Here is a 21903-nt window from a genome sequence, read left to right as displayed (position 1 = left end):
CCCCCCCCCCCCCCCCCCCCCCCCCCCCCCCCCCCCCCCCCCCCCCCCCCCCCCGCTGATTGAGGCGGTGTATCCATGGATTTGAAAAATGGTGTGTTCCATGGCAGGCCGGCATACTGGCTTGCCATTCTGGTTCTGCTGGCCGGTCTGCTCCTTTCCCTGCTGTGGGCGGTCACTTTCGGCTCGGTGGATCTCAAAATGGGGGATGTATACCGGGTCATTCTCTATAAAGTAACCGAGGCCCTCCATTTCCCGGTAGGGGACTCAGAGGTGTACGGCTCCGGCAGTATGAGCGACATCGTGTGGTTTGTCCGGTTGCCCCGTCTGGTACTGGCCATCGGCGTGGGGATGGCCCTGGCCCTCGCCGGCGTGGTCATGCAGGCCATTGTCAAAAACCCGCTGGCGGATCCCTATGTCCTGGGCGTCTCCTCCGGCGCCTCCCTGGGCGCCACCCTGGCGATCCTGGTGGGGGTGGGCTCCTTCCTGGGCAGCGGCTATGTGGGCCTGGTGGCCTTCGCCGGGGCGTTCCTGGTCTCCATGGGGGTGATCGCCCTGGCCAACATCGGAGGCAGGGCCACCTCGGTAAAGCTGATTCTGGCCGGCACGGCCCTCTCCGCCATCTGTGCCGCTGTCTCAAACTTTTTCCTGTACGTCATCAATACCAGCAGTGGCGCGCTGGAGGCGGTGGTCCGCTGGACCATGGGCAGCCTGGCCGCCGCAAGCTGGGATACCAATCTCTGGATGCTGGCGGTGGCGGTGCTCGGGGCGCTCTTTTTCTGGACCCAGTACCGCACCTTGAACCTGATGCTGCTGGGGGACGAGGCCGCCGTCACCCTGGGAACCGATCTTCATCACCGGCGGATTGTCTATCTCCTGGCGGCGTCCCTGCTGGTGGGCTTTGCGGTCTATACGGCGGGCATCATTGGCTTTGTGGGGCTGGTTATTCCCCATGTGGTACGCATTCTCTTTGGAACAGACCACAAAAAGCTGATTCCCATCAGCGCCCTGCTGGGGGCAATCTTCCTTCTGTGGTCCGATGTACTCTGCCGGGTGGTGCTCCCGAGCAAGGAGATCCCCATTGGGGTGCTGACCGCCCTAGTTGGCGCGCCGGTTTTCATCTACCTGATGGCCCGGAAGAAATACGGCTTTGGAGGTGGCGACTGATGGACATCCGCACCGAGGGTGTGCAGGCCGTTCTGGGGGGAAGCGCCATTTTAAAGGGCGTGGACATCCAAGTGGGCCAGCGGGAGCTGGTGGGGATCATCGGCCCCAACGGCAGCGGAAAGAGTACTCTGCTCAAATGCATCTACCGGGTGTTGAAGCCCACCGGCGGCGCGGTGCTGCTGGATGGAAGGGATCTGGACCAGTACAGCTATCGGGAGTCCGCCCGGCGCATTGCCGTGGTAGCTCAACACAATTATTATAACTTTGAGTTTTCCGTCCAGGATGTGGTCATGATGGGCCGTGCCCCCCACAAGCGGGCCCTGGACCGGGACAACGCCGACGATTTCCGGCTGGTGGCCGAGGCGCTGGAGCTGGTGGGCATGTCCGGCTTCGCCAGGCGGTCCTTTTCCACCCTCTCCGGTGGTGAGCAGCAGCGGGTCATTCTGGCCCGCGCCCTGGCCCAGCAGACCCCCTGTCTGATCCTGGACGAGCCCACCAATCATCTGGATATCAAGTACCAGCTGGAACTGATGGACATTGTCAAATCCCTGGACCGGACCGTGATCTCGGCCATCCACGACCTGAATATTGCCGCCATGTACTGCGACCGTCTCTATGCGGTCAAAGGCGGGGAAATCGTGGGCTGCGGCAGGCCCCAGGAGGTTCTCACCGAGGACTTTATCCGGCGTGTATACGAGGTGGAGGCCAAGGTTTTTTCCGATGAGAGCGGACAGCTTCACATCCTGTACCACCCAGCTCACCGGTTTTAAACAATATTTGCTTTCAAACGGTCCCGAGCTTCAAAAAAGCACATGGCCCACCCCTGCATCGGGTTCAGGCCATGTGCTTCTCTTGTTCCGGCTGGAAGAACACATAATATTACCCACGATATTATGCGCCCTTTTCTTCCAGCCGGTTGCTCCAAAATGACGCAGGACCTGCAGAAGGGGCCCGTGTCTCGTGCGGAGCAGCACGAAATAGGAGGGACAAGTGAATTCGGCAACAAAAAAACTGTATCCTGAAGGATACAGCAACAAATTCCACAGGTTCCTACTGTGGTTGAAACTGCACCCTCCCAGGTCCGGGGAGGCTTTTTTGTGCGTTATACACAGGCAGGTCTTCTGACTCAGACGTTCAAACGCACCTCTCCGTCTTCCCGGAACAAACATCCCAGTGACATAGCAGAGAGGCACTCCGCCAACACAGCAACGGCTTTGTGCGGGATTCTCACCCGGCTTCCCTTTTCACCCATCACAATCGGATAGGCACCTGTGTACCAACTATATTCACTTGTTATTTTGATTATATCAGGGTGTATGCAGAATGTCAAGCGGAAGCAAAAGAGATGCGCGCCGTCACCGTCCACAGCGGTACGAGCATTGATCATCAGCGGACTGGTCGCCCAGTTCGTGTCGATGATGATATAATCGTACAGCGGTTTGAGCGGCGTAAGGATAATTCGCAGAAAGCCTTCGGTCCCCATTTCGGTCAACAGAACCTTTCTCTGCTGAGCCAGTACCTTACTCCCAACAGGGATGCCTGGCCCATCGCTGTGGATGGAATCGTCATGGACAGGCAGAAGGTCATTGATATTATTGACAGGAAGGTCGTCTCCATTGACAACATAGGATGTGGTCAGGTTCATTTGCGGATCAAGATCGACCGCAAAAACATGTGCCCCTCTTTCTGTGAGGGCATAGGCCAGATTTTAACAGGCGGCTGTTTTCCAACACCGCCTTTCCGATTAGCGACGGCAATGATTCTATGTCCCCTCATATTTGCGTCTCCTTAATAGTTTCCCAAGTTCGTCTTCTTTTGGTTCAATCGTTTAAAACCCTCGGCTTGCAAGAAATTATAGAAGGAATTCACCAGTAGCAAGCAGATGGTCTGGCTTGCTCTTTCAATAAAATTGAATTATAATGTAACATGATACCTTTTCTACGGCTTGGAGCAGTAACCAATCCAATGAAAAGGATACTTTTCAGTCTGTAATTGAGAAGCCGTCTGCCCTGGATTCAGAGCAGACGGCTTCTTAATTACACAGGTACCGGGGACGATTGTAGGCCACACCATATTGTATTGGTCTCAATTTTACTTCTTTGAAGCATTTCGCTCAGAAAGGCTTTTTATCCAACTCTTTGGTTTTTACGCAATTTTATATGTTATATATTAGGCTATATTTTGTATTTAGAGCAATATAAAACAAACATATCCCCTAAAAATGATGTTGACATTTTTTATTAACTCGTTTTATAATATGAAAAACATTCTCAATTTAAAAGAGAGAGGGCGTAGCTCTGTGGGCCGATACCACACCAAACAGCAAACTCTTATACTCGAATACCTGGCCTTGAAAAAGGATACCGCATTTACCGCAGAGTCGGTCTGGCGCGGATTGTTGGGGGTGGAGGAAAAAGTTGGCCGAGCCACTGTCTACCGTGCGTTGGACCGCTTGGTGGAGGCGGGCACGATTCTCAAAATTCCCTCTGGGGATGGCAACCGGGCACTCTACCGCTATATGGGGGAAGCAGCCCTCCCCTCCAGCGGGCGGATGGTCTGCCTGGACTGCGGACGGGCATTTCCCCTGGAGTGCTCCCATCTAGAGGAACTGACCCGGCATATTCAGAGCGACCACCAATTTGAAGTAGATACCCGGCATACCGTTTTATATGGACATTGCTGCGACTGTGGAAAGTGATAATCAGAGAGGAGGCGGCAGAGATGAAAGCGGATATTCAAAAAAGCAGGGCGGCGGCCTTGCTTTTGGCGCTGTGCCTAATTGCCGTGTTCTCTCTGTCCGCCCTGTTCGTGGTCAGTCATGCCGACCACGACTGCACCGGCACCGACTGCGCCGTCTGCCATGAGATTCATTCCTGCCTGTCCGCCCTGCGGCATATCTCAGAGGGGCTGGGGCCCTCTGCCCATTATGGACTGGGCGCGATGCTCCTGCTGCTCTGCGCTTTGCTGCCTGTGTCCCTGTCGGACCGGCGTTCCTGTACCTTGACTGCACTGAAAATTCGTCTGAACAATTAAAGCGACCTCCAAGCAAGGGGAAAGTCTGCCCATTTTTAAATGGGCGCTTTTGCCTTGCTTTTTTGCGCCCAAAAACCGGAAAATACGCTGATTTGGAGGTTACTATAGCATGAAAAAATTAAAAGAGTTCCTTGTATTTTGCTTGTCCACCGCCCTGTCGCTTTCTCTGCTGGCCGCCTGCGGGAAGCCACAGACCCCCATGGCCGGTGCGGAAACACCCGCAGAGCCTCCATCTGCCGCATCGGAGGGATCTCTGAGGGTTATGGCAAGCTTCTACCCCATGTATGACTTTGCTCAGAAAATCGGTGGGGATAAGGTCACGGTGACCAACATGGTCCCTGCCGGCACCGAGCCCCATGACTGGGAGCCATCCCCCTCTGACATCGTGGCTTTGGAGCAGGCGGATGTGTTTGTATACAGCGGCGCCGGTATGGAGCACTGGGTGGAGGACGTGCTGGCCTCTCTGGATAACCAGAGCCTGGTGACGGTGGAGGCATCCTATGGCATTGCGCTGCTGGAGGGGCACCACCATCATCACGAGGACGAGGAAGAAGCGGAGCACGAACATGAGGATGAGCACGAGCATGAAGAGGGGGGCGGCTATGATCCCCACGTCTGGCTCTCTCCGCTGAATGCCAAGCGGGAGATGGAGAACATCAAGAACGCCATGGCGGAAGCGGACCCAGCGAATGCGGAGTATTACGAGGCCAACTATGCTGCGTGGAGCGCCCGGTGTGACCAACTGGACCAGGCGTTCAAAGACGGACTGAGCAATCTGGCGATTCAGGACATCGTGGTGTCCCACGAAGCCTTCGGCTATTTGTGCGATGCCTACGGGCTCAACCAGGTGGGGATCGAGGGAATTTCGCCTGACTCTGAGCCGGACCCCGCCCGGATGGCGCAGATCCAGGACTTTGTGACGGAGCACCAGGTGAAGGTGATCTTCTCTGAGGAGTTGGTCAGCCCCAAGGTGGCCCAGGCCATCGCGGACGCCACCGGGGCCCGCGTGGAAACACTCAGCCCCCTGGAGGGACTGACCGACGAGCAGTTGACCGCGGGAGAGGACTACTTCTCGGTTATGGAGCAAAGCCTGGCCTCTTTGAAGGACGCTCTGTCGTAGAAGGAGCGGTCCCATGATGGCATTGGAAGCAGACCGGCTCTCCTTTTCCTACGGAGAGGTGCCGGTACTCTCCTGCGCCTCCTTTTGGCTGCCCCAGGGCGGATTTGCCGCCCTGATTGGCCCAAACGGCGCAGGGAAAAGCACGCTGTTAAAACTGCTGCTGGGGGAGCTCTCCCCCAGCAGCGGCGCCGTGCGGCTGCTGGGCCAGGATACGGCCCGGTTTCGAAATTGGAGAAGGCTGGGTTATGTGCCCCAGGACGGGCTGGCCCGCCATACAGATTTTCCCGCCTCCGTGGAGGAGGTCGTTCTGGCCAACCTGTCCGGGGAGATCGGCCTGTTCCGCTTCCCGAGGCAGGAGCACCGGGAGCGGGTGCGGCAGGCCCTGGAATTGGTGGGAATGGCCGGCTATGGGCGCCGGCTGATTGGAGCCCTGTCCGGCGGGCAGCGCCAGCGGGTGTTGCTGGCCAGGGCTCTGATCTCCCGCCCGGAGGTCATGCTGCTGGACGAGCCCACCTCCGGCATGGACCTGCAAAGCGGGGAGAACTTTTACCGCCTGCTGGCCGGGCTGAACCGGGACCATGGGCTCACCATCCTGATGGTGGGCCACGATGTGGATCGGATCTGCAGCTATGTTTCCACCTTGTACTGCCTGGAAGAAGGCACCCTGGCGGAACTAACACCCGGACAGGTGCGCCGGGAGCGGGCGGGGCTTCACCGCCATTCAGATATGACGCGGGAGAGACGGGGGGAACGCAGTGTCCATCTTTGAATATCCCTTCATGCAGCGGGCCTTTTTGGTGGGCATCCTTCTGGCACTGATCATCCCCTGTGTCGGGATCGTCATTGTGCTCAAGCGGTTATCCATGATTGGGGACGCTTTGTCCCACACCTCTCTGGCCGGTGTGGCGGCCGGGTTGCTTTTCAATATCAATCCGGTGCTGGGGGCCACGGCAGCCTGTGTAGCCGCGGCCTTCGGGATTGAGGCCATTCGGAAGAAACTGCCCCGGTACGCCGAGATGTCCATTGCCATCATCCTGTCCGCCGGGGTGGGACTGGCCGGTGTCTTATCCGGTTTTGTGCGCAGCGCGGCCAGCTTCAACAGCTTTCTTTTCGGCAGCATTGTGGCCATCAGCGACGGGGAACTCTATACGGTGGCTGTTGTCAGCGGAATCATTGTACTGGCCTTTTTGTTCCTGTACAAAGAACTGTTTTATCTGGCGCTGGATGAACGCGCCGCCCGGATGTCTGGAATCCCCGTAGGCATCATAAACAGTGTGTTCACCGTGCTGATCGCTGTCACAGTGTCAATTGCCGCCCGGACGGTAGGGGCCCTGATTGTCTCTTCCATGATGGTGGTACCGGTGGCCTGCGGGATGCAGCTGGGCCGGAGTTATAAGCAGACGGTACTCTGGTCCATCGCCTTTGCGGAGGGTTTCACCGTGGGGGGTCTGTTCCTGTCCTATTACGTAGGGCTGAAGCCCGGCGGCACCATCGTCCTGCTGGGAGTGGCCTGTTTGCTGCTGCTTTTGATTCTAAAACCATTGTTTGCCCGGCTGGGCCGGGCGGGGCGCAAGGAGCTCAAAGGAGAACATGATGACTGATATGTATTTGATTTCCGGCTTTTTGGGAGCGGGCAAGACCACCCTGATCCAAAAGCTGTTGACGGAAGCATTTAAAAGCAAAAAAGTCGCCCTGATCGAGAACGACTTTGGAGACTTCAGCGTGGATGCCGCGCTTCTGCGGGAGGGCGGTTATCAGGTCCTGGCGCTGAACGCCGGGTGTATCTGCTGCTCCCTCACAGGGGATTTTACGGCGGCGTTGGCCTCGCTGCTGAAAACCTATCGCCCCGATGTGGTGCTGATCGAACCTTCCGGAGTCGGCAAACTCTCTGATGTGGAACGGGCCTGCCGGGACCGGCGTTTCGCAACCTCTGCCCGCATTACACAAAAAATTACGGTAGTGGACGTAAAGCGGTGCGCCAGCTACCTGGAGAATTTCGGGGCGTTTTTTGAGGACCAGGTGAGAAGCGCTGGCACCATCCTGCTCAACCGGACCGAGCTGTTTCCCGAGGCTGTTACGAAGGCTGTGGAGTTGGTGGAGCAGTTGAACCCATCCGCTCAGGTTCTGGCAGAGCCATGGAAGCTCTTGACCGCTGCGGAAATTCTGAGCCTCCCCAAAGAAACGGAGCCGACGGATGCGCAGCCCCATGAGGAGCACACCTGTTCCTGTGGGCATCATCACCACCACCACGGCCATGCCTGCTGCTGTCACCCCCATGCCAGGGGCGGCGCGGATGACACCTTTGATACCATGACGCTCCATCTGCCCCAAGTGTTTTCACCGGAAGGCCTGGGGCGCTGCCTCCGGCTCCTGGGATCGGAGTGCTGCGGACAGGTCCTGCGGGCAAAAGGCATTGTGGAGACGGAGACGGGGTTTCTCAATGTGCAGTTTCTGCCGGGGGAGCATCGTTTTGAAAAGACAAACCTCCAGGAGCACGAGCTGTGTGTGATCGGGCACGACCTGAACCGGGCGCAGATCACGGCGGTTTTTGAGGGGGTGTGCTGATTGAGGATGCCGGAATATACTCCGGTCTATGTGGTCACCGGCTTTCTCGACAGCGGAAAAACTTCACTGTTGAATCAGCTCCTCTCCCGCCGCCTGGAGAGCGGACACTCGCTCTGCTGCATCCAGTTTGAACAGGGAGAGCAGGCACTGGAACAGGATTTAATCGACAGAGGGAATTTGGATCTCCTCCACTTTCCTGTTCGGAAGCTGCAAAGCGGCGCGGGGATGCAGCAGGTCTCCAAACAGATCTACGATTATCTGCTTCGCAATGATCCGGAAGAACTGTGGATAGAGTGGAACGGGACGCTGCCGATCTCTGTCCTTCAGACACTGTTTCCCCCGGCAAAGAAACAGGACGGGGGTACACCAGGGGACTTCTGCCAACTTCAGCGCATGCTGTACCTGGCCGATTCCACCAAACTGGATGCCCTGCTCCAGCAGACCGGAGGAATGGCGCTGGAACAGATATCCGCCAGTGATGTCATCGTCCTACGGAATTGGGGACCTGTATCGCAGTTTAAGAACCGGAAACGGATGCTGCGGGAACTGAATCCCGGCGTCAAGGTACTGCCGCTGAACTCGGTCGGTACGGTGGAGCGGGCCATGCTGCGTCCGGGGCGGCAGCCAGCCTTTTGGTTTTTGCTGGGGATTGCCTATTTCACAGCGGCATATCTGACCCTGCGCATGGTGATAGGTGCCGGGGGGAACTTGGCTGATGCCGTGGTCAATGTATTTCTCGGTATTCTGTTGCAGGCGTTCCCGTTTCTTCTGATCGGCGTGCTTCTGTCCTCTGCCATCCAGATATTCGTTTCACAACAGTGGCTCCACGAGCACTTCCCAAAGCATCTGGCGGGAGGCCTTTTGTTCGCAGCCTTGGCCGGCTTTTGTCTGCCCGTGTGCGACTGCGCCTCAGTTCCGGTGTTCCGAAGCCTGGTTCGGAAGGGCGTCCCCCCTGCTGCCGCCGTTACCTTTCTGATGGCCGCGCCGGTCATCAATCCGGTGGTCATTCTCAGCACCTGGTATGCTTTCAGCGGGGATGTCAGAATCGTCCTGTGCCGGGTGGGGCTCGGCTTGCTGTGTGCGGTGCTGATCGGACTTACCTTTTCCAGAGCAGGAAAGAACGGCTTGAGCCCGTCCGGCTCCGGCTGGTTTTCCTGCGCCTGCGGCTGTTCTGTGGGTCAGGCAGCAGAGGGCGGAAAGCTCTCCCTCTATCTCCGCCATACGCAAACGGAGTTTTTCAGTGTTGGGAAGTACCTTGTGCTGGGCGCCCTGGTATCCGCCCTGTTCCAGACCCTGGACAGGTCATTTCCGTGGGGGAACGGCGGGGATGGGCTGTTCCTTCCTCTCCTGGTGCTGATGGGAATGGCATTTTTTCTCTCTCTTTGCTCCTCCGCCGACGCGGTGGTTGCCAGGAGCTTTGCCGGACAGTTCCCCATGGGGGCCCTGATGGGATTTATGGTATTTGGCCCTATGATGGATATCAAGAATCTGATCCTGCTCTCCGGCGGCTTTTCGCGTAAGTTCGTCCTGCGCCTGTGCCTGACCTCCTTTTGTATCTGCGGAATGGTCGTTTTCCTGTCATTTTCCACCGGGCTGGAAAGGAGCCTGCTATGACAAAGAACTGCTGGAACAGCCAGGCCCTGGCTGAGATCAGCTGCTACCTGGCCTTTGCGGGGGCTATGCTGTATCTGGTGCGTTCAGGGCGGTACCTCTCCTATGTGACGCCAAAGCTGGCGCCCTATCTCTGCTTCAGTGCGGCGGTGATGGTGGTGTGGGCCCTTTCTTCCCTAGGACGCGTGTTTCGTATTCAATACCGAAAACACATCGCCCACTGCTTTGTGCTGGCGATCCCGCTTCTGCTGTTGCTGCTGCCACACGATACCGTGGGCCTCAGAGATATCTCCGATTCTGCCGGACTGCTGAATGGAAGCATGGTCAGCGGCGCCGCAGGCGGGGGCGGCGGCATACCGGCCACCGGAAGCCCCATACCGTCCAATCAGGAGGATACTGAGGCGGAGGGGCCCGCCCAGGCAGAGGCATCCGCAGACGGCTATACGACCCTGGATGCCTATGGCGCCCCCCTTGAGCTCCACGGATATAACTCCAGGCAGCAAACCATCACAGTCAGCAATGAGGAGTTCTACGACTGGCTGTGCGTATTTTATACGGACATAGAGCAGCTTGAGGGCTTTCAGGTAACGATGACCGGCCAGGTCTACAAAAACACGCCGGTTATGGCGGACAACGAGTTTGTTCCCGCACGGCTGGTCATGGCCTGCTGCGTGGCGGACCTGTCCCCCTGCGGCCTGTTCTGCACCTACGGCAACGTGTCAGAACTGGAGAGCGATTCCTGGGTCACGGTGACCGGTATTCTATACGGGGAGCAGTATAAGGGGCAGGAGGAACCGCGGCTCAGGGTGACATCTGTTGTTCCGGCTAAGCCGATTGAGGGATACATCTTCCCATACAGCTGATCTTTAACCGATTGGGACGGAGGTTACTGGTTTCGGCAGGTGGATTTCCAGTTTTCATTGTCATTACCACTCACTTTCAGTTCAGGTGGGAAACATTCCGCCTCTCATCACGCACTGGTTTGCCATGAAGGCACCGAGAATGACTTCATGCGTTGGATGGCTTCGCCACAAATCTTGCGCAAAATGAATCTAATATACAATATAAAACAGAGTGCAGGCCAATTCTTGACCTGCACTCTGTTCTATTTTCCTACATCCACGCGTTTGTCGGCCCAATCACCCTTTCGTGCAGCCACACTTGAAGCAAACGCCGCTGGAACATGTGAGTTTGACGATAATTAACTTGTCTGTCAGTCAATCATTGACAGGTTTTCACCATCATTCTCTCCCGTGATTACCGGACGGCACTCGTGGTACGCCATGGCCAGCTCCATCACTGTACTTCCCCCTGTAATCCATAAAATTGATGTGCATATCACGGTTCAAGTTGTATGATACTCCTCGTTCGGAATCTATGGTCTAAAATTATTGGGGAGCTGTTTTGCAATGCGACTTCATCAATTAGAAGCCACCGCTTAAAGTCCAGGCAGTGAGTGTATCATCCGGGATATCAGTGTTAAATACTTTAATATTTTCAATGGAGCCATTATAGGGATACTGGTTTCCGCTTCGAGCTGTCTTCCCGAGATAACCGGCATTGATACCCGGAATATCGGAGATAAAGCCATATCCTGTGCTGGGTAGTTCTGCGGGCGGAATCACCTGTACCAGTTCCCCGTCGAAAAAGAGCTTGTACCCCGTATCGGGATCGGCAGTAAAGGCTGCGATGTGTTTCTCACCAGAGGTCATATCCACGGCAGCAGAGGACTTTACAAAATCTCCGCCGTTCTGCCGCCGGATCTCATACCCCAGCACCCCACCACCAACATAAAGATGAAAATGAGAATTGGCTGTCGTAGAGTTGCTGATACCGATCAAGGAGTGTATCGACGAGATCTGCGGGGTAAACTCCACGACAATGGCGCCCGAATGCATGGCGGCAATATCGGTCACACTGTCGTCGTCAATTTGGACCGGTTGGGATGGTGTAATCGTTACACCGCTGTTGGAGTAGACATTCGAACCACTGGACGCCACATAGGTTACCTGTTTCATGTGTTCCGCAGAGAACACGCCGTCAAATATTTGGACATTATGAATGGTTCCTGTGAACGGATATTCAAAGGCTGCTGGCTGCCCGGAGGGCGCCTGCCTGCGCGTCATGCCAAGGTATCCGCTGTCAATACCGGGAATGTCAGCCATGAAGCCATAGCCAGAGGAGGCCGTCAGTTCTGACAGCGGCAGGTCCAGAACCATCTCCCCGTTGAGGAAGAGTTGGTAGCCGTAGTCCGGGTCAGCCGTAAAGGCGGCACAATACTCCTTTCCGGCTTCAATCGCCACAGGAGCCGAGTTTTTTTCAAAGTCTCCTCCCTCCTGCCTGCGGATCTCAAATCCGAGCCTCGCGTTGGAGTAGTAGAGGTGGAAATAGGAGTTCTGGTTCCCCGTCTGACCATTGCTCACCCCAATCAATGAGTGGATGCTGTCGGTGCTTGTGGGCGTAAAGCGCACCAAAATTGTACCCTCATGCAGGCCAGCAATACTGGGCAGTTCCGGCCCGATTGGGGTGTAGGTGCCGTCAGACAGCGGCAACACCTTTTCTGAGGAGGAATATACCAAATTAGGGGTATCAGGCGTAGGTTTGATGTCCTTGATGTAGTCGAGTGTGTATTCACCGAAGACCAAGGAATGGATATTGTCAGGCCGACTCTCTTGCTCATAGAAGCAAACAATATTCCCATTGGGCTGCTCCATCAAGCAGGAATAGCCAAATTCACCCGACCGAATTACTTTTTTGTACTTCCAATCAAACGTGTAGTTGATTCGCCCCTCTGAATTGGTCCCGTTCTCATTGATCAGGCCGATTCTTATCGTGCCGTTGGAGCGGCTATTGGCTGCCGCATTGGCGAAGATAACGGCGGGCTTTCCATCAATTGGATGACTATAGTTGATAACAGACTGCTGGCAGCCTCCATAGGGTGTGGGCGCCACCAGCGTCGGGTCCCTCGGCATATCGGGCGCCCAGGTCTGGCCACCATCATAGCTGGTAGCGATTAATACGCCGCCTGACTGGCGCACGAACATCTTTAGCTGGGTAGAAACATCATCACCCTCCGGTGGCATTTCTACGATTTGAATTTCACCCATACCGATTTTTGAAAGGCCCGCAGCCGCTCTAGCGTCGTTTGGAGATTCACCCAGGTGCCAGGTTGCCCCATTGTCATCGCTGTAAAGAACTGCGCCGCTCATACCGCTGAAAGAATTGCTGTTATAGTAAAGGGGCACAAGGATGCGGCCTTGGTATTTGCCGGTCTGGATGACGATCCCAATGCCGGGGGCTGTGCCAAAGTGCTTCATATCACTGGTCTTAAAGCCGTAGTTCATCAGTTTGGGATCTGACCAGGTATAGCCGCCGTCATCGCTGTAGCACATGATCAGGAAGACCGTATTGATGACCCGCAGTTCCGTTTTGCGCGGTACTGCGGATGCGTCGTAGGTTCCGTAGTTGGTGTAAAAAATGTTTCCAGCTTCCTGTCCATTTTTATAAAGGGTGAAATCAGGTCCGACTGTGTAGTCGGTTGCCGCCCCATTTAGATACACCGTCCCGTCATCTTCGTGCAGCTCATATTGGGTGCCAGCCGAGTCCTTTAGGATCAGATAGCCGTCAGAAGTATAGCCGGTAGAGGCCGCTGCATAGGGCGCACGGACGTTTCCGGTCATCGCGTCACAGAAGAAGAAGACCCGCCCGTTTTGACCTTTGACGAGGAGCGAATCGCAGTAAGATGCGCTGTCCGTTTTCATGGGGACCTGGGGTTCGTTGGGGTAGTCAAGAAAATTGAGCAGCATTTTGGGTTGGCTCCAGGTTGCGCCGTCATCGCTACTGACCCGGATGCCGATGTCGCAGTTGTTGGGAGGATCGTTGCTCGCTCCGGCGGCGTCGCCGAACCGGATATCGCCCGTGGCAATGATCGTCCCCTTGTCGGTCCGCAGAATGGAGGGGATTCGGATGCCCTCTGTGTTCCAATCCTCAAAAGAGAACACATTCTCCTGCCTGATGATTCCAGAGTCCTTCTCTATGTAGGTTTCTGCCTCGAGAACATCCTGTGCCAGAGCCGTATCATAGACACGCACGCTGTCGATGGTGCCGTAGTAGGGATATCCGAATGACCCGTTCCGATAGGTTGCACCCATATAGCCCACATCGGCGGAATTCACTGTGGACATGAACCGGTAGTCGTACTCCCATAGCTCATAAAGGGCCACAGGCATTTGGAAAACCATGTCGCCATCAAAATAGAACTTGTAGCCTTCCTGTGGGTCCGCACTGAGCGCCATGATATGCCGGGTATTGCGCGTGACCTCTGCCGGACCCTGGAGATTCACATAGCGGGTCTCCCCATGATTCCTGACCTCCAGGCCCAGGAAGCCCCGGTTGTCAATGTAAAGGTTAAAGTAGGCGTCAGTCACGCTGCTGTTGCTCAAGCTGAACAGGCAGTTGGCCGTGGACATCGCCGTGGGGGTGAAGTCCACGATGATTGTGCCGCTCGACAACCCAGAGAGTTGCGTGACAGCGCTCTGGGGGAGAGCGACGGCATCCGTGCCACTGGAAAACGTCATATCGCTGGCCGAGAACACCGGCTCAGGGTCAGCCAAGGCAGCAGCCGCGCTGGTGAACGACAGAGTCTGGATGCAAAGTGCAAACACCAGAAAAAGTGCTAGCGGCAGTCTCTTATGTTGTTTCATGGCAATCTCCTTTTCAAGTTTAAGTCACTGCAACTGTCGATAATATGAATGATGCCGCCTATCAGCCCATTGGAATCACATCCAGTTTAATGATGTCGTTATAAAAAAGAATACCGCCGGCCCCCTCTTTTCTTGTTTATAGAGGGCCGTGCCCTATGGCCATTGATGCTCCTGTACGATTAAGGATGCGGCAAAACACCCGTTCATCCCCCGGCAGTGTGACCGTGCGGCCCATCCAGTGAGAGAGATACGCGCCGTGGATGATCTGGAGGGATCGCAGACCTTCCTCCAAGCTGCATTGGATTGGCCCGGCCCCCTGAGCAGCGGCAACAAAATTTTGTATGGTGGCCGCCTGCTGCGCCTTGTTGTTTCTGTCGTCGAAAGTCAAGCGCTCCACCGTCCCGGAGACCTGTTCAAAGGGGGACGGGCAGGACCTTGCGAAGGTGCGCTCGTCCTCCTCCAGGCGGATGATTTCCACCTCGCTATCGTCCCGGACGGAAATCCGGCCCCTCGTCCCACAAATCTCCAGCAAATTGGTGCCAGGGCACTCATGGGCTGAAGCAATAAAATGCCCATGGGCGCCGTTGAGGTAGGTCAGAAAAAGTTCAGCCTCATTTTCAACCTGGATGGGCCGCCCTATGGTGGAGCAGCGGGCCAGTACGGAAACCGGCATACCGCAGATCCATTGCATAAGGTCTAGTTGGTGGGAGGCTTGGGTCATCAGCAGTCCGCCCCCTTCTCCCTGCCAAGTACCGCGCCAGGCCCCGGAGGTATAGTATGCCTCCGTTCGGTAGAGGTTGGTGATAATCCAGCTACAGCGCACCAGCTCCCCCAGTTCACCGCTCTGGACCAAATTTTTTACATGACGGTAGGCCTGAGCCGCCCGCCGATTATACATGACGCCGCAGACCAGTTCCGGCCGTTCCGCCAGCACGGGAAGGATTTCCGCCACCTCGTCGGCGAAAATACCAACCGGCTTCTCCACCAGCACATGCAGCCCCGCCTCTAGGGCCTGCCGGGTCATTTCGGGGTGCTGTGCGTGGGGAGTACAAATGAGTATCGCGTCTACCTGGCCAGACCTGAGCATAGCGCCATAATCCGTAAATGCGGCGGCCTGAAGGCCATGTCGCTGTGCTGCCTCTCGGATGTGCGCCTCATTTCGGCTGCACAGCGCCGTAAGCGCCACATCCCGGACCTTTCCGCCCACAATCAAGCCGATATAATCGTCGGCAATGGCGCCGATTCCCGCAATTCCTAATCTGAGCATGCGTCACCTCAAATGTGGAAGAATTTCAGCAGTTCATTCTCAAAAAAATTGATTCGTTCGTGTTCATACTTAGGGTAGACCAAGTGCGTCTTGGGTCCCCGTGCCCGATTGAAGATGGCATATTGGCATTTGGGCGACGCCGTCTGGTCCAGAAGTCCCGTGCCCAACAGCAGGGGGCAGGTCAGCAATGCGGCAAAACTGACAGGGTCGAGGCCGTCCAGCACAGCCCTATCCGTCCCGACTGCTCCATCGCACATGGCCCTCAGATCACCCGGCAATGGGTTCAGGGCCGCACAGCGGATCACGCCGGGTACCAGAGACGCCGCAACTACCGCCAGCCCACCGCCGAACCCTTCGCCCCAAGTCATCAAACGGGCGGGGTCGGTGGACGACAGGCCGATGGCCGCGTGGGCCAGCGTCAGGGCGTCCAAATATCGGTCCTCCAGAGATAATGCCGCCCAATCACGCCGCCAATCGGCCACGGAGGTTTGGTTTTCCAGGGCTGCTACGGCGTATCCCAGGGCCACAAAGCGGGTCATGTGGTGCCAGCCTCGAACCCCCCGGCCCAGGTCATGGAACATGAGCACCGTGGGGAAGGCCCCCTCCCGCGCCGGGCGGATGTATCTGGCCCGGATCTCCCGGCCGTTGGGGGCAGGGACGGACCACTGTTGATAGACCGCTTGAGCATTTTGGAAAGGCAGGCGCTCCACCAGGACCTCCCCCGCCGGGGCGGCTTTGGCCCATCGGCCGCGCCATACGGCCTCAAAATCTGTGGGTATTTCAGTCATGCCCTGATATGTCTCACAGGCTGCTTTTTGCTCCGCAATCGTCACAGCTCCGCCGCCTCCCTTCCGAAGAAGTCCAGGATCAGGTCGTCAAAGTCCTGAATCTCCTCATGTCCATACCCCTCAAACAGATGCCTGCGTTTGGGGCAGTTCAAGTTATTATAGACGGCGCACTGGGTCGCGGGTGGGCACACTTCGTCGGCCAGCCCTGTGCCGAAGAGGACGGGACAGCGAACCAGATGGGCAAAGTTTTTGCTATCAATGTAACCCAGCTTGGCAAACCACTCGTCCTGCCGCGTCCCGTCCGGGTCAAACCAGCGGGAGTAGTAGCGCAGGCCCTCATAGGCAATCAGGTCTGCCCCCAGCTCCCACACCAGCCGATAGTCGCTCAGGAAGGGGTATAGGATAGCCGCCCGGTTCACCAGGCCCGGGTTAAGTGCGGCGCAGGCCAGGCCTAATCCGCCCCCCTGGGACGCGCCGTTGACAAAGACCTTGCTTTGGTCGATGCCCACCAGCTCCCGCACGATCCGGCAGAGGATGCGGATATTCTGATGCAGGCGGACATAGTACATCTCTTCCACAGGCCCATCCAGCCCCGCCACGATATGGCCGGTGACGGTGGTGCCCGCGAACCCGCCCAAGTCCTGGCCGTTCCCCCCCTGGCCGGGGCAGTCCATGGCCAGCAGCGCACAGCCCATGCCCGCAAAGGAGGACTGCTCCAGCCAGCTCCGGCTGGCCCCTGGGTAGCCATGGAACTGGAGGACCAATGGAACCGGGCGGGCCGCTCTGGGTTTCACATACTTGGCATAGAGCTGGGCACCGCCCATCCCGCGAAACCACAAGTCCAGGTACTCGCAGGTATGGAAGGGCGGAATTTCGGATGGAGTCACGGCAAAATCCAGCGGCACTTGATCCGCCTCGGCCATCCGCTTGCTCCAAAAGGCATCAAAGTCAGCCGGGGCGGGTGTTGCACCCACCCAATCTCCCAGCCGCCGAATCTCTTGTTCTGTCACAGGCATGGGGTCGTCTCCTCCTCGATAAACCGGGCTTGGATTGCTCCTCCCTGGCGCGTCACACAGATGGGTCTTGCCATCGCCGGCTTCTCGCGCGGATGGTCCGCCCGATAATGGGCGCCCCGGCTCTCCCGGCGCATCAGGGCGGCCTTCAGGATGCATTGGGCGGTGCAAAGCTGTCCAGCCCGTCTACGTGTTCTGGCAATCTCGTCCACATTGTCTGTGGGCGTTAAGATCAAAGCGCTGCTCAGTGCCTTCACCCGCTCCAGGGCGGCAGACAGTCCGGCCTCGTCCCGCTCTACCATGGCATGATGAAACATGGTGTCCTGCAAGTCGGCAAATACCTTCCGACAGTCAGCCGCCGCTACAGCTTTAAAGAGGCAGGTCTTGGGCGGTTCCTCTATTGCGGTGCATGCAGCAGCCGCTGAACTGCCGGCTTTACCACCGAACACCAGGCCGTTGGCCGTTGAAAGGCCGCCAATGCGGTCGGCCCCGTGCATGCCCCCTGTGACCTCTCCGGCCGCAAACAGGCCGGGTACACCGGTAGAGGTATCGGGGGCGATCCAAACCCCGCCATTGGCCGCGTGAGCGAACATCCCAATTTGGATCGGGTCTTCCATAGTTAGGCCTCTTGCCTCCCGGAGCCAATCAAAATAGGTTTTCACAAACTCCGGGGGGCTATGGCGCATTTCATCTGAATAGGTAACCCTCACACCCCGTTTATCCTCCAGACAGGCGCGGTAGATGGCCAGGTCTACCGCCTTGGAGGGCAGACGCGCTGTGAAAGGGCCGTGGGTAGCGCGCAGTTCCAGCAACGAAGCCGTTTCCCCCTCCAGCAGTGGGGCCCCGTCCGGACGGCGCAGATCGGTGAATCGAAATGTCTTTTCGTTAAAAATGGTCTGATACGCCGGCGACAGATAGCCAGGCATAATCTGCATGAACTCCATATTGACCAGACGGCAGCCGGCCTCCAGAGCCAATGCCTGCCCCAGCCCCTCCACGTCGGAGGTGCAAAGGTGGTGACGAAACAGGCTTCCGTAACCGCCCGTCGCCAGCACAAGGGCCTTGCAGCCCAGGTAGTGCAGTTCCGCCCCGTCCGTAATCACAGCGCCGCATACCCGACCGTCCGCACGGACCAGTTCCAGCGTCTCCCGGCCGGAAAGAATGGTCACACCCAACTCTTCCAGTCTTTGTGAGTAGATCTCCCGGGCGCTGTCAAACTCGATCCCGTTCCAGTCCCGGTGCTTATGGTCGAAGCAAGGGATGTACTCCTGCTGTCCGCCCTTGCCCGCCTTGCGGAGCCTGACACCCATGCTGCGGACTTTTTCGATGGCCGGGTGGATGCCCTTCACAAGTGCTCTTACCAAGGCATCGTCCGCCATGCCGCAGCCCACGTCCTCGATGGTGGAGATCAGGTCGGCCTCATCCGCTTCGTCTGCGGGTCCCACCAGACCCAGGCCCCAGGTCCCGGGGTAGAAGCTGGAGCCGGAAAACAGCCTGCCCTTGCACACCAGAATCACCGAGGCACCGGACTCCGCAGCGGTCAACGCCGCAGAGATTCCCGCGATACCAGACCCCAATACCAGCACATCACAGGTCGAGGCCAAATTCAGCTCCATATATCCACCCCTCAATCGTCAGAACCCCCGGCCGGGGTCTGGTCATAGAGGTGGCAGGCGCAGAAATGCTCCTCACCGTTAATCATATGGCGCTTCAGTTCCGGCTTTTTGTGCATGCAGATATCCATACAATTCTTGCAGCGTGGATGGAAGTGGCACCCCTCGGGCGGATGGACCGGGTTGGGCACATCGCCCTCCAGCACAATGCGGCTGCGCTTGTTATCCGGGTCCACCACAGGGATGGCGGAGAGGAGGGCTTCGGTGTAGGGGTGCATGGTGTTTTCGAAGATCTGCTCCGTGGAGGCCAGCTCCACGATCCGTCCCAGGTACATGACCGCGATGCGGTCAGAAATGTACTCCACCACGGACAGGTTATGGGTAATGAAGATGTAGGTCAGTTTCAGCTCTTCCTTGAGCCTCATCAGCAGATTGAGAACCTGGGCCTGGATGGACACATCCAGCGCCGAGACCGCCTCGTCGCAGATCACCATCTCCGGGTGGACCAGCAGGGCGCGGGCGATCCCGATCCGCTGCCGCTGGCCCCCCGAAAACTCATGGGGATAGCGATCCATGTACTCCGGGCGCATGTTCACCGCCTCCAGGATGTCGGCAATGAGTGCACGCTGATTCGTCTTGTTGACTACCCCGAAATGCCTGAGAGGGTCGGCCAAAGATTGATAAATTGTAAAAGAGGGGTTCAGGGAGGAATAGGGGTCCTGAAAAACGATCTGGATGCGGCGATGCAGGACCTGTTCGTCCTCCCTGTTCAAGTGCCGCAGGTCCTTTTTACCGCCGTGCTGGGGGCCGAAATCGTACATCATCGTTCCATCAGTAGCCTTGACCAGTTGGATGATGGATTTGCCCAGTGTGGTCTTACCGCAGCCGGACTCCCCTACCAGCCCCAGAGTCTCCCCCTTGTAGATGTCCAGGTCTACGTCGTTGACCGCCTGCACATGGTCCCGGACCTTGTTGAAAAAACCGCCCCGAACTGGGAAAAAGGTCTTCACCCCCCGCAGCTCCAGCAGCACTTTTTTCTCGCTCATACAGCTTCGACCTCCTCTCTGTGTCCGGCGTAGACCTGTTCGGCGTTCCAGCAGCGTACCGCATGTCCATCACACACCGGGACCTCTGGAGGCATTTCCTGCCTGCACTTTTCACAGCAGAAATCGCACCGGGGGGCAAATTGGCATCCCTTGGGCCGGTCATATGGGTCGGGTGTGGAGCCGCGGATCGGCTCCAACCTCTGTCCCCTGCCCTTGTGAAGGATCGGGATGGAGCGCAGCAGGGCGGCGGTGTAGGGATGGGCGGGATACTTGAGCACCTCCCGTACACTGCCCCGTTCCACGATGGAACCCATATACATCACTGCCACGTCATCCGCCAGCTCACTGACCACGCCCATATCATGGGTAATGAGCATGATGGCCGTGTCGTGCTCTCGCTTCAATTTTTCCATCAGTTCAAAAATCTGGGCCTGGATCGTCACATCCAGGGCAGTGGTGGGCTCGTCGGCAATGAGCACCTTGGGGCTGCAGCTCATGGCCATGGCGATCATGGCCCGCTGGCGCATACCGCCGGAGAACTCATGGGGGTACTGGTCAATGCGCTTCTCCGGGGTGGAGATCCCCATCTGTGTCAGCAGCTCCAGCGTCCGGGCACGGCGGGATCTTTTGTCCAGGTCCGTATGGTACTTCAGATCCTCCCCGATCTGGAATCCGATGGTGTAGACCGGGTTGAGGGCGGTCATCGGGTCCTGAAAGATCATGGCTATGTCCCGGCCGCGGAGGGCGCGCATTTCCTTGCCGTTGCGGGGCAGTTGATCGATCCGAATGTCACCCTTCTCGCTGTGGTAGGTGATGGCCCCGCTCTCAATGCGGGAGAGCTTGGGCAGAAGCTGCATGATGGAAGAGGCCGTCACGCTCTTGCCGCAGCCCGACTCCCCCACCACACAGAGGGTCCGTCCCTTATAAAGTTCGAAGGAGACGCCGTTGAGAACCTTGTTGCACCGCTTGTCGGAGTAAAAATAGGTTCGCAGATCCTTGACGGTGATGATGGCTTGCTGTTCCATATCGCTCCCTCCCTTATCCCTGCTGGGTGGGGTCGGTGGAATCGCGCAGTCCGTCGCCGATGCAGTTGATGCTGATGACGAACAGGGACACGACAATTCCCACCGGCAGCCACAGCCACCAGTAGTTCTGCATGACGTAGAGGTCCTGGGCGGCGTTGAGGATATTGCCCCAGGTGGCGATCTCGGGCGGAACGCCCAGCCCTAAAAAGCTCATGGCCGCCTCATCCAGAATGAACATGGCGGTGGAGAGTGTCAGGTTTACCACCACGGGGCCGATGGCGTTGGGCAGCATGTGCTTGTACGCGATGACAAAATCACTTAGGCCAAAGGCCCGCATGGACTGCACATACTCCTCCTCCCGCAAGGAGAGCATTTTCGCTCGTGCCTGTCGGTAGACGCCGCCCCAGCCGGTAAGAATAAAGATAAAGATCAGGTTCCAAAGGCCCCGGCCAAAGATGGTGCCCAGCATCATCACCAGAATCAGTTGCGGGAAGGACATAAAAATCTCGGACAGGCGCAGCACGATCTTATCAAATAGCCCGCCCTTATAGCCGCCGTAGCAGCCCAGCAGTACGCCGATGACGGCGGCGCCCAGGGCGGAACCCAGTCCGATCAGGATAGACAGGCGTCCGCCGTACAGGGTACGGGAGAACACATCACGGCCCAGCTTATCCGTGCCAAACAGGTGCTGGAGCGACGGCGGCTGGGTCATGGCCCGCAGGTCGGTGGTCAAAGGGTCATAGGGAGAAATAAGCGGCGCCAGCAAGCAGGAGATCAGGATAATGGCGAAAACAACCAGTCCAATGACGGCCAGCCGGTTCTCCAGCATTTTGCGCACGGCACGGCTGGTCTTGCTCTTGCCCAGCTTGCCCGCTTCCTCGGCGTCCCGGAGCCTGTCAAACTTCCGGTCCAGCCGGGTACGCTTTCTGGTGTTGGTCAGTTCAGCGTTCATGTC

18 protein-coding genes, 1 pseudogene and 1 riboswitch are annotated in these 21903 nt (G+C 57.4%); of the genes and pseudogenes, 10 read left to right on the top strand and 9 right to left on the bottom strand.

What is annotated here, in order from left to right; genetic code table 11:
- Nucleotides 1–75 precede the first annotated feature (75 nt).
- Together ACESY8_RS05330 and ACESY8_RS05325 are read left to right on the top strand one after the other, a co-directional pair.
- Nucleotides 76–1164 carry a FecCD family ABC transporter permease gene (locus ACESY8_RS05330; RefSeq protein ID WP_434307721.1) on the top strand — a complete coding sequence of 363 codons (1089 nt, stop codon included), beginning with the start codon at nucleotides 76–78 and terminating at the stop codon, nucleotides 1162–1164.
- The gene (locus ACESY8_RS05325; protein WP_204681410.1) at nucleotides 1164–1934 is read left to right on the top strand and encodes an ABC transporter ATP-binding protein; all 771 of its coding nucleotides are present in this window, start codon (nucleotides 1164–1166) and stop codon (nucleotides 1932–1934) included. The genes ACESY8_RS05330 and ACESY8_RS05325 overlap by 1 nt, the downstream gene beginning before the upstream one ends.
- A gap of 324 nt (nucleotides 1935–2258) precedes the next feature.
- Nucleotides 2259–2452: riboswitch (cobalamin riboswitch) on the bottom strand.
- 132 nt (nucleotides 2453–2584) lie between these two features.
- On the opposite strand, the pseudogene ACESY8_RS05320 reads toward ACESY8_RS05325, so the two are convergent.
- Nucleotides 2585–2869 (bottom strand): annotated as a pseudogene (locus ACESY8_RS05320) (ParA family protein); the annotation flags it as partial.
- Between the two features lie 516 nt (nucleotides 2870–3385).
- Between ACESY8_RS05320 and ACESY8_RS05315 the strand changes: the two are divergent.
- The 8 genes from ACESY8_RS05315 to ACESY8_RS05280 all read left to right on the top strand — a co-directional run bounded on the left by ACESY8_RS05315 (nucleotide 3386) and on the right by ACESY8_RS05280 (nucleotide 10356).
- Nucleotides 3386–3862: a Fur family transcriptional regulator gene (locus ACESY8_RS05315; protein ID WP_021631728.1), complete on the top strand. Its 477-nt coding sequence runs from the start codon at nucleotides 3386–3388 to the stop codon at nucleotides 3860–3862.
- A gap of 23 nt (nucleotides 3863–3885) precedes the next feature.
- Complete coding sequence (locus ACESY8_RS05310) at nucleotides 3886–4197, top strand: hypothetical protein (protein WP_024724574.1); 312 nt, start codon at nucleotides 3886–3888, stop codon at nucleotides 4195–4197.
- A 109-nt stretch (nucleotides 4198–4306) separates the two neighbouring features.
- Nucleotides 4307–5317, top strand: a complete 1011-nt coding sequence (locus ACESY8_RS05305; protein ID WP_054338683.1) for a metal ABC transporter substrate-binding protein — start codon at nucleotides 4307–4309, stop codon at nucleotides 5315–5317.
- Between the two features lie 13 nt (nucleotides 5318–5330).
- Complete coding sequence (locus tag ACESY8_RS05300; protein WP_243427574.1) at nucleotides 5331–6086, top strand: metal ABC transporter ATP-binding protein; 756 nt, start codon at nucleotides 5331–5333, stop codon at nucleotides 6084–6086.
- The gene (locus ACESY8_RS05295; RefSeq protein ID WP_035300067.1) at nucleotides 6073–6918 is read left to right on the top strand and encodes a metal ABC transporter permease; all 846 of its coding nucleotides are present in this window, start codon (nucleotides 6073–6075) and stop codon (nucleotides 6916–6918) included. The genes ACESY8_RS05300 and ACESY8_RS05295 overlap by 14 nt, the downstream gene beginning before the upstream one ends.
- 1 nt (nucleotide 6919) lies before the next feature.
- The gene (locus ACESY8_RS05290; protein ID WP_243121496.1) at nucleotides 6920–7882 is read left to right on the top strand and encodes a CobW family GTP-binding protein; all 963 of its coding nucleotides are present in this window, start codon (nucleotides 6920–6922) and stop codon (nucleotides 7880–7882) included.
- Nucleotides 7883–7888: 6 nt separating this feature from the next.
- A complete protein-coding gene (locus ACESY8_RS05285) occupies nucleotides 7889–9496 on the top strand; it encodes a permease (protein WP_009257695.1) in 1608 nt (535 codons plus the stop codon).
- Nucleotides 9493–10356, top strand: coding sequence for a TIGR03943 family putative permease subunit (locus ACESY8_RS05280; RefSeq protein WP_009257694.1), 864 nt, complete (start codon nucleotides 9493–9495; stop codon nucleotides 10354–10356). Before ACESY8_RS05285 ends, ACESY8_RS05280 begins: the two co-directional genes overlap by 4 nt.
- Nucleotides 10357–10917: 561 nt before the next feature.
- Here ACESY8_RS05280 and ACESY8_RS05275 read toward each other — a convergent pair.
- From ACESY8_RS05275 to ACESY8_RS05240, 8 genes are all read right to left on the bottom strand, one after another.
- A complete protein-coding gene (locus ACESY8_RS05275) occupies nucleotides 10918–14196 on the bottom strand; it encodes a sialidase domain-containing protein (RefSeq protein ID WP_204681412.1) in 3279 nt (1092 codons plus the stop codon).
- A 136-nt stretch (nucleotides 14197–14332) separates the two neighbouring features.
- Nucleotides 14333–15463 (bottom strand): Gfo/Idh/MocA family protein, encoded by a 1131-nt coding sequence (locus tag ACESY8_RS05270; RefSeq protein WP_054338678.1) that lies wholly within the window; start codon nucleotides 15461–15463, stop codon nucleotides 14333–14335.
- 8 nt (nucleotides 15464–15471) lie between these two features.
- Nucleotides 15472–16296, bottom strand: coding sequence for an acetylxylan esterase (locus ACESY8_RS05265; RefSeq protein WP_054338677.1), 825 nt, complete (start codon nucleotides 16294–16296; stop codon nucleotides 15472–15474).
- Nucleotides 16293–17267 (bottom strand): acetylxylan esterase, encoded by a 975-nt coding sequence (locus ACESY8_RS05260; protein ID WP_054338676.1) that lies wholly within the window; start codon nucleotides 17265–17267, stop codon nucleotides 16293–16295. The genes ACESY8_RS05265 and ACESY8_RS05260 overlap by 4 nt, the downstream gene beginning before the upstream one ends.
- Entirely contained in the window at nucleotides 17258–18880 is a 1623-nt protein-coding gene (locus ACESY8_RS05255; protein ID WP_204681414.1) for an FAD-dependent oxidoreductase, read from the bottom strand. Before ACESY8_RS05255 ends, ACESY8_RS05260 begins: the two co-directional genes overlap by 10 nt.
- Nucleotides 18881–18891: 11 nt before the next feature.
- Nucleotides 18892–19923 carry an ABC transporter ATP-binding protein gene (locus ACESY8_RS05250; RefSeq protein ID WP_087359091.1) on the bottom strand — a complete coding sequence of 344 codons (1032 nt, stop codon included), beginning with the start codon at nucleotides 19921–19923 and terminating at the stop codon, nucleotides 18892–18894.
- Nucleotides 19920–20948, bottom strand: coding sequence for an ABC transporter ATP-binding protein (locus ACESY8_RS05245; RefSeq protein WP_009257686.1), 1029 nt, complete (start codon nucleotides 20946–20948; stop codon nucleotides 19920–19922). The genes ACESY8_RS05250 and ACESY8_RS05245 overlap by 4 nt, the downstream gene beginning before the upstream one ends.
- 13 nt (nucleotides 20949–20961) lie before the next feature.
- On the bottom strand, nucleotides 20962–21900 hold the full coding sequence (locus ACESY8_RS05240; RefSeq protein ID WP_009257685.1) for an ABC transporter permease: 939 nt from the start codon (nucleotides 21898–21900) through the stop codon (nucleotides 20962–20964).
- Nucleotides 21901–21903 lie beyond the last annotated feature (3 nt).

Source organism: Clostridium sp. ATCC BAA-442 (assembly GCF_964239415.1).
Classification (GTDB): domain Bacteria; phylum Bacillota; class Clostridia; order Oscillospirales; family Oscillospiraceae; genus Flavonifractor; species Flavonifractor plautii.
This window is presented reverse-complemented; position numbering and strand designations above follow the sequence as displayed.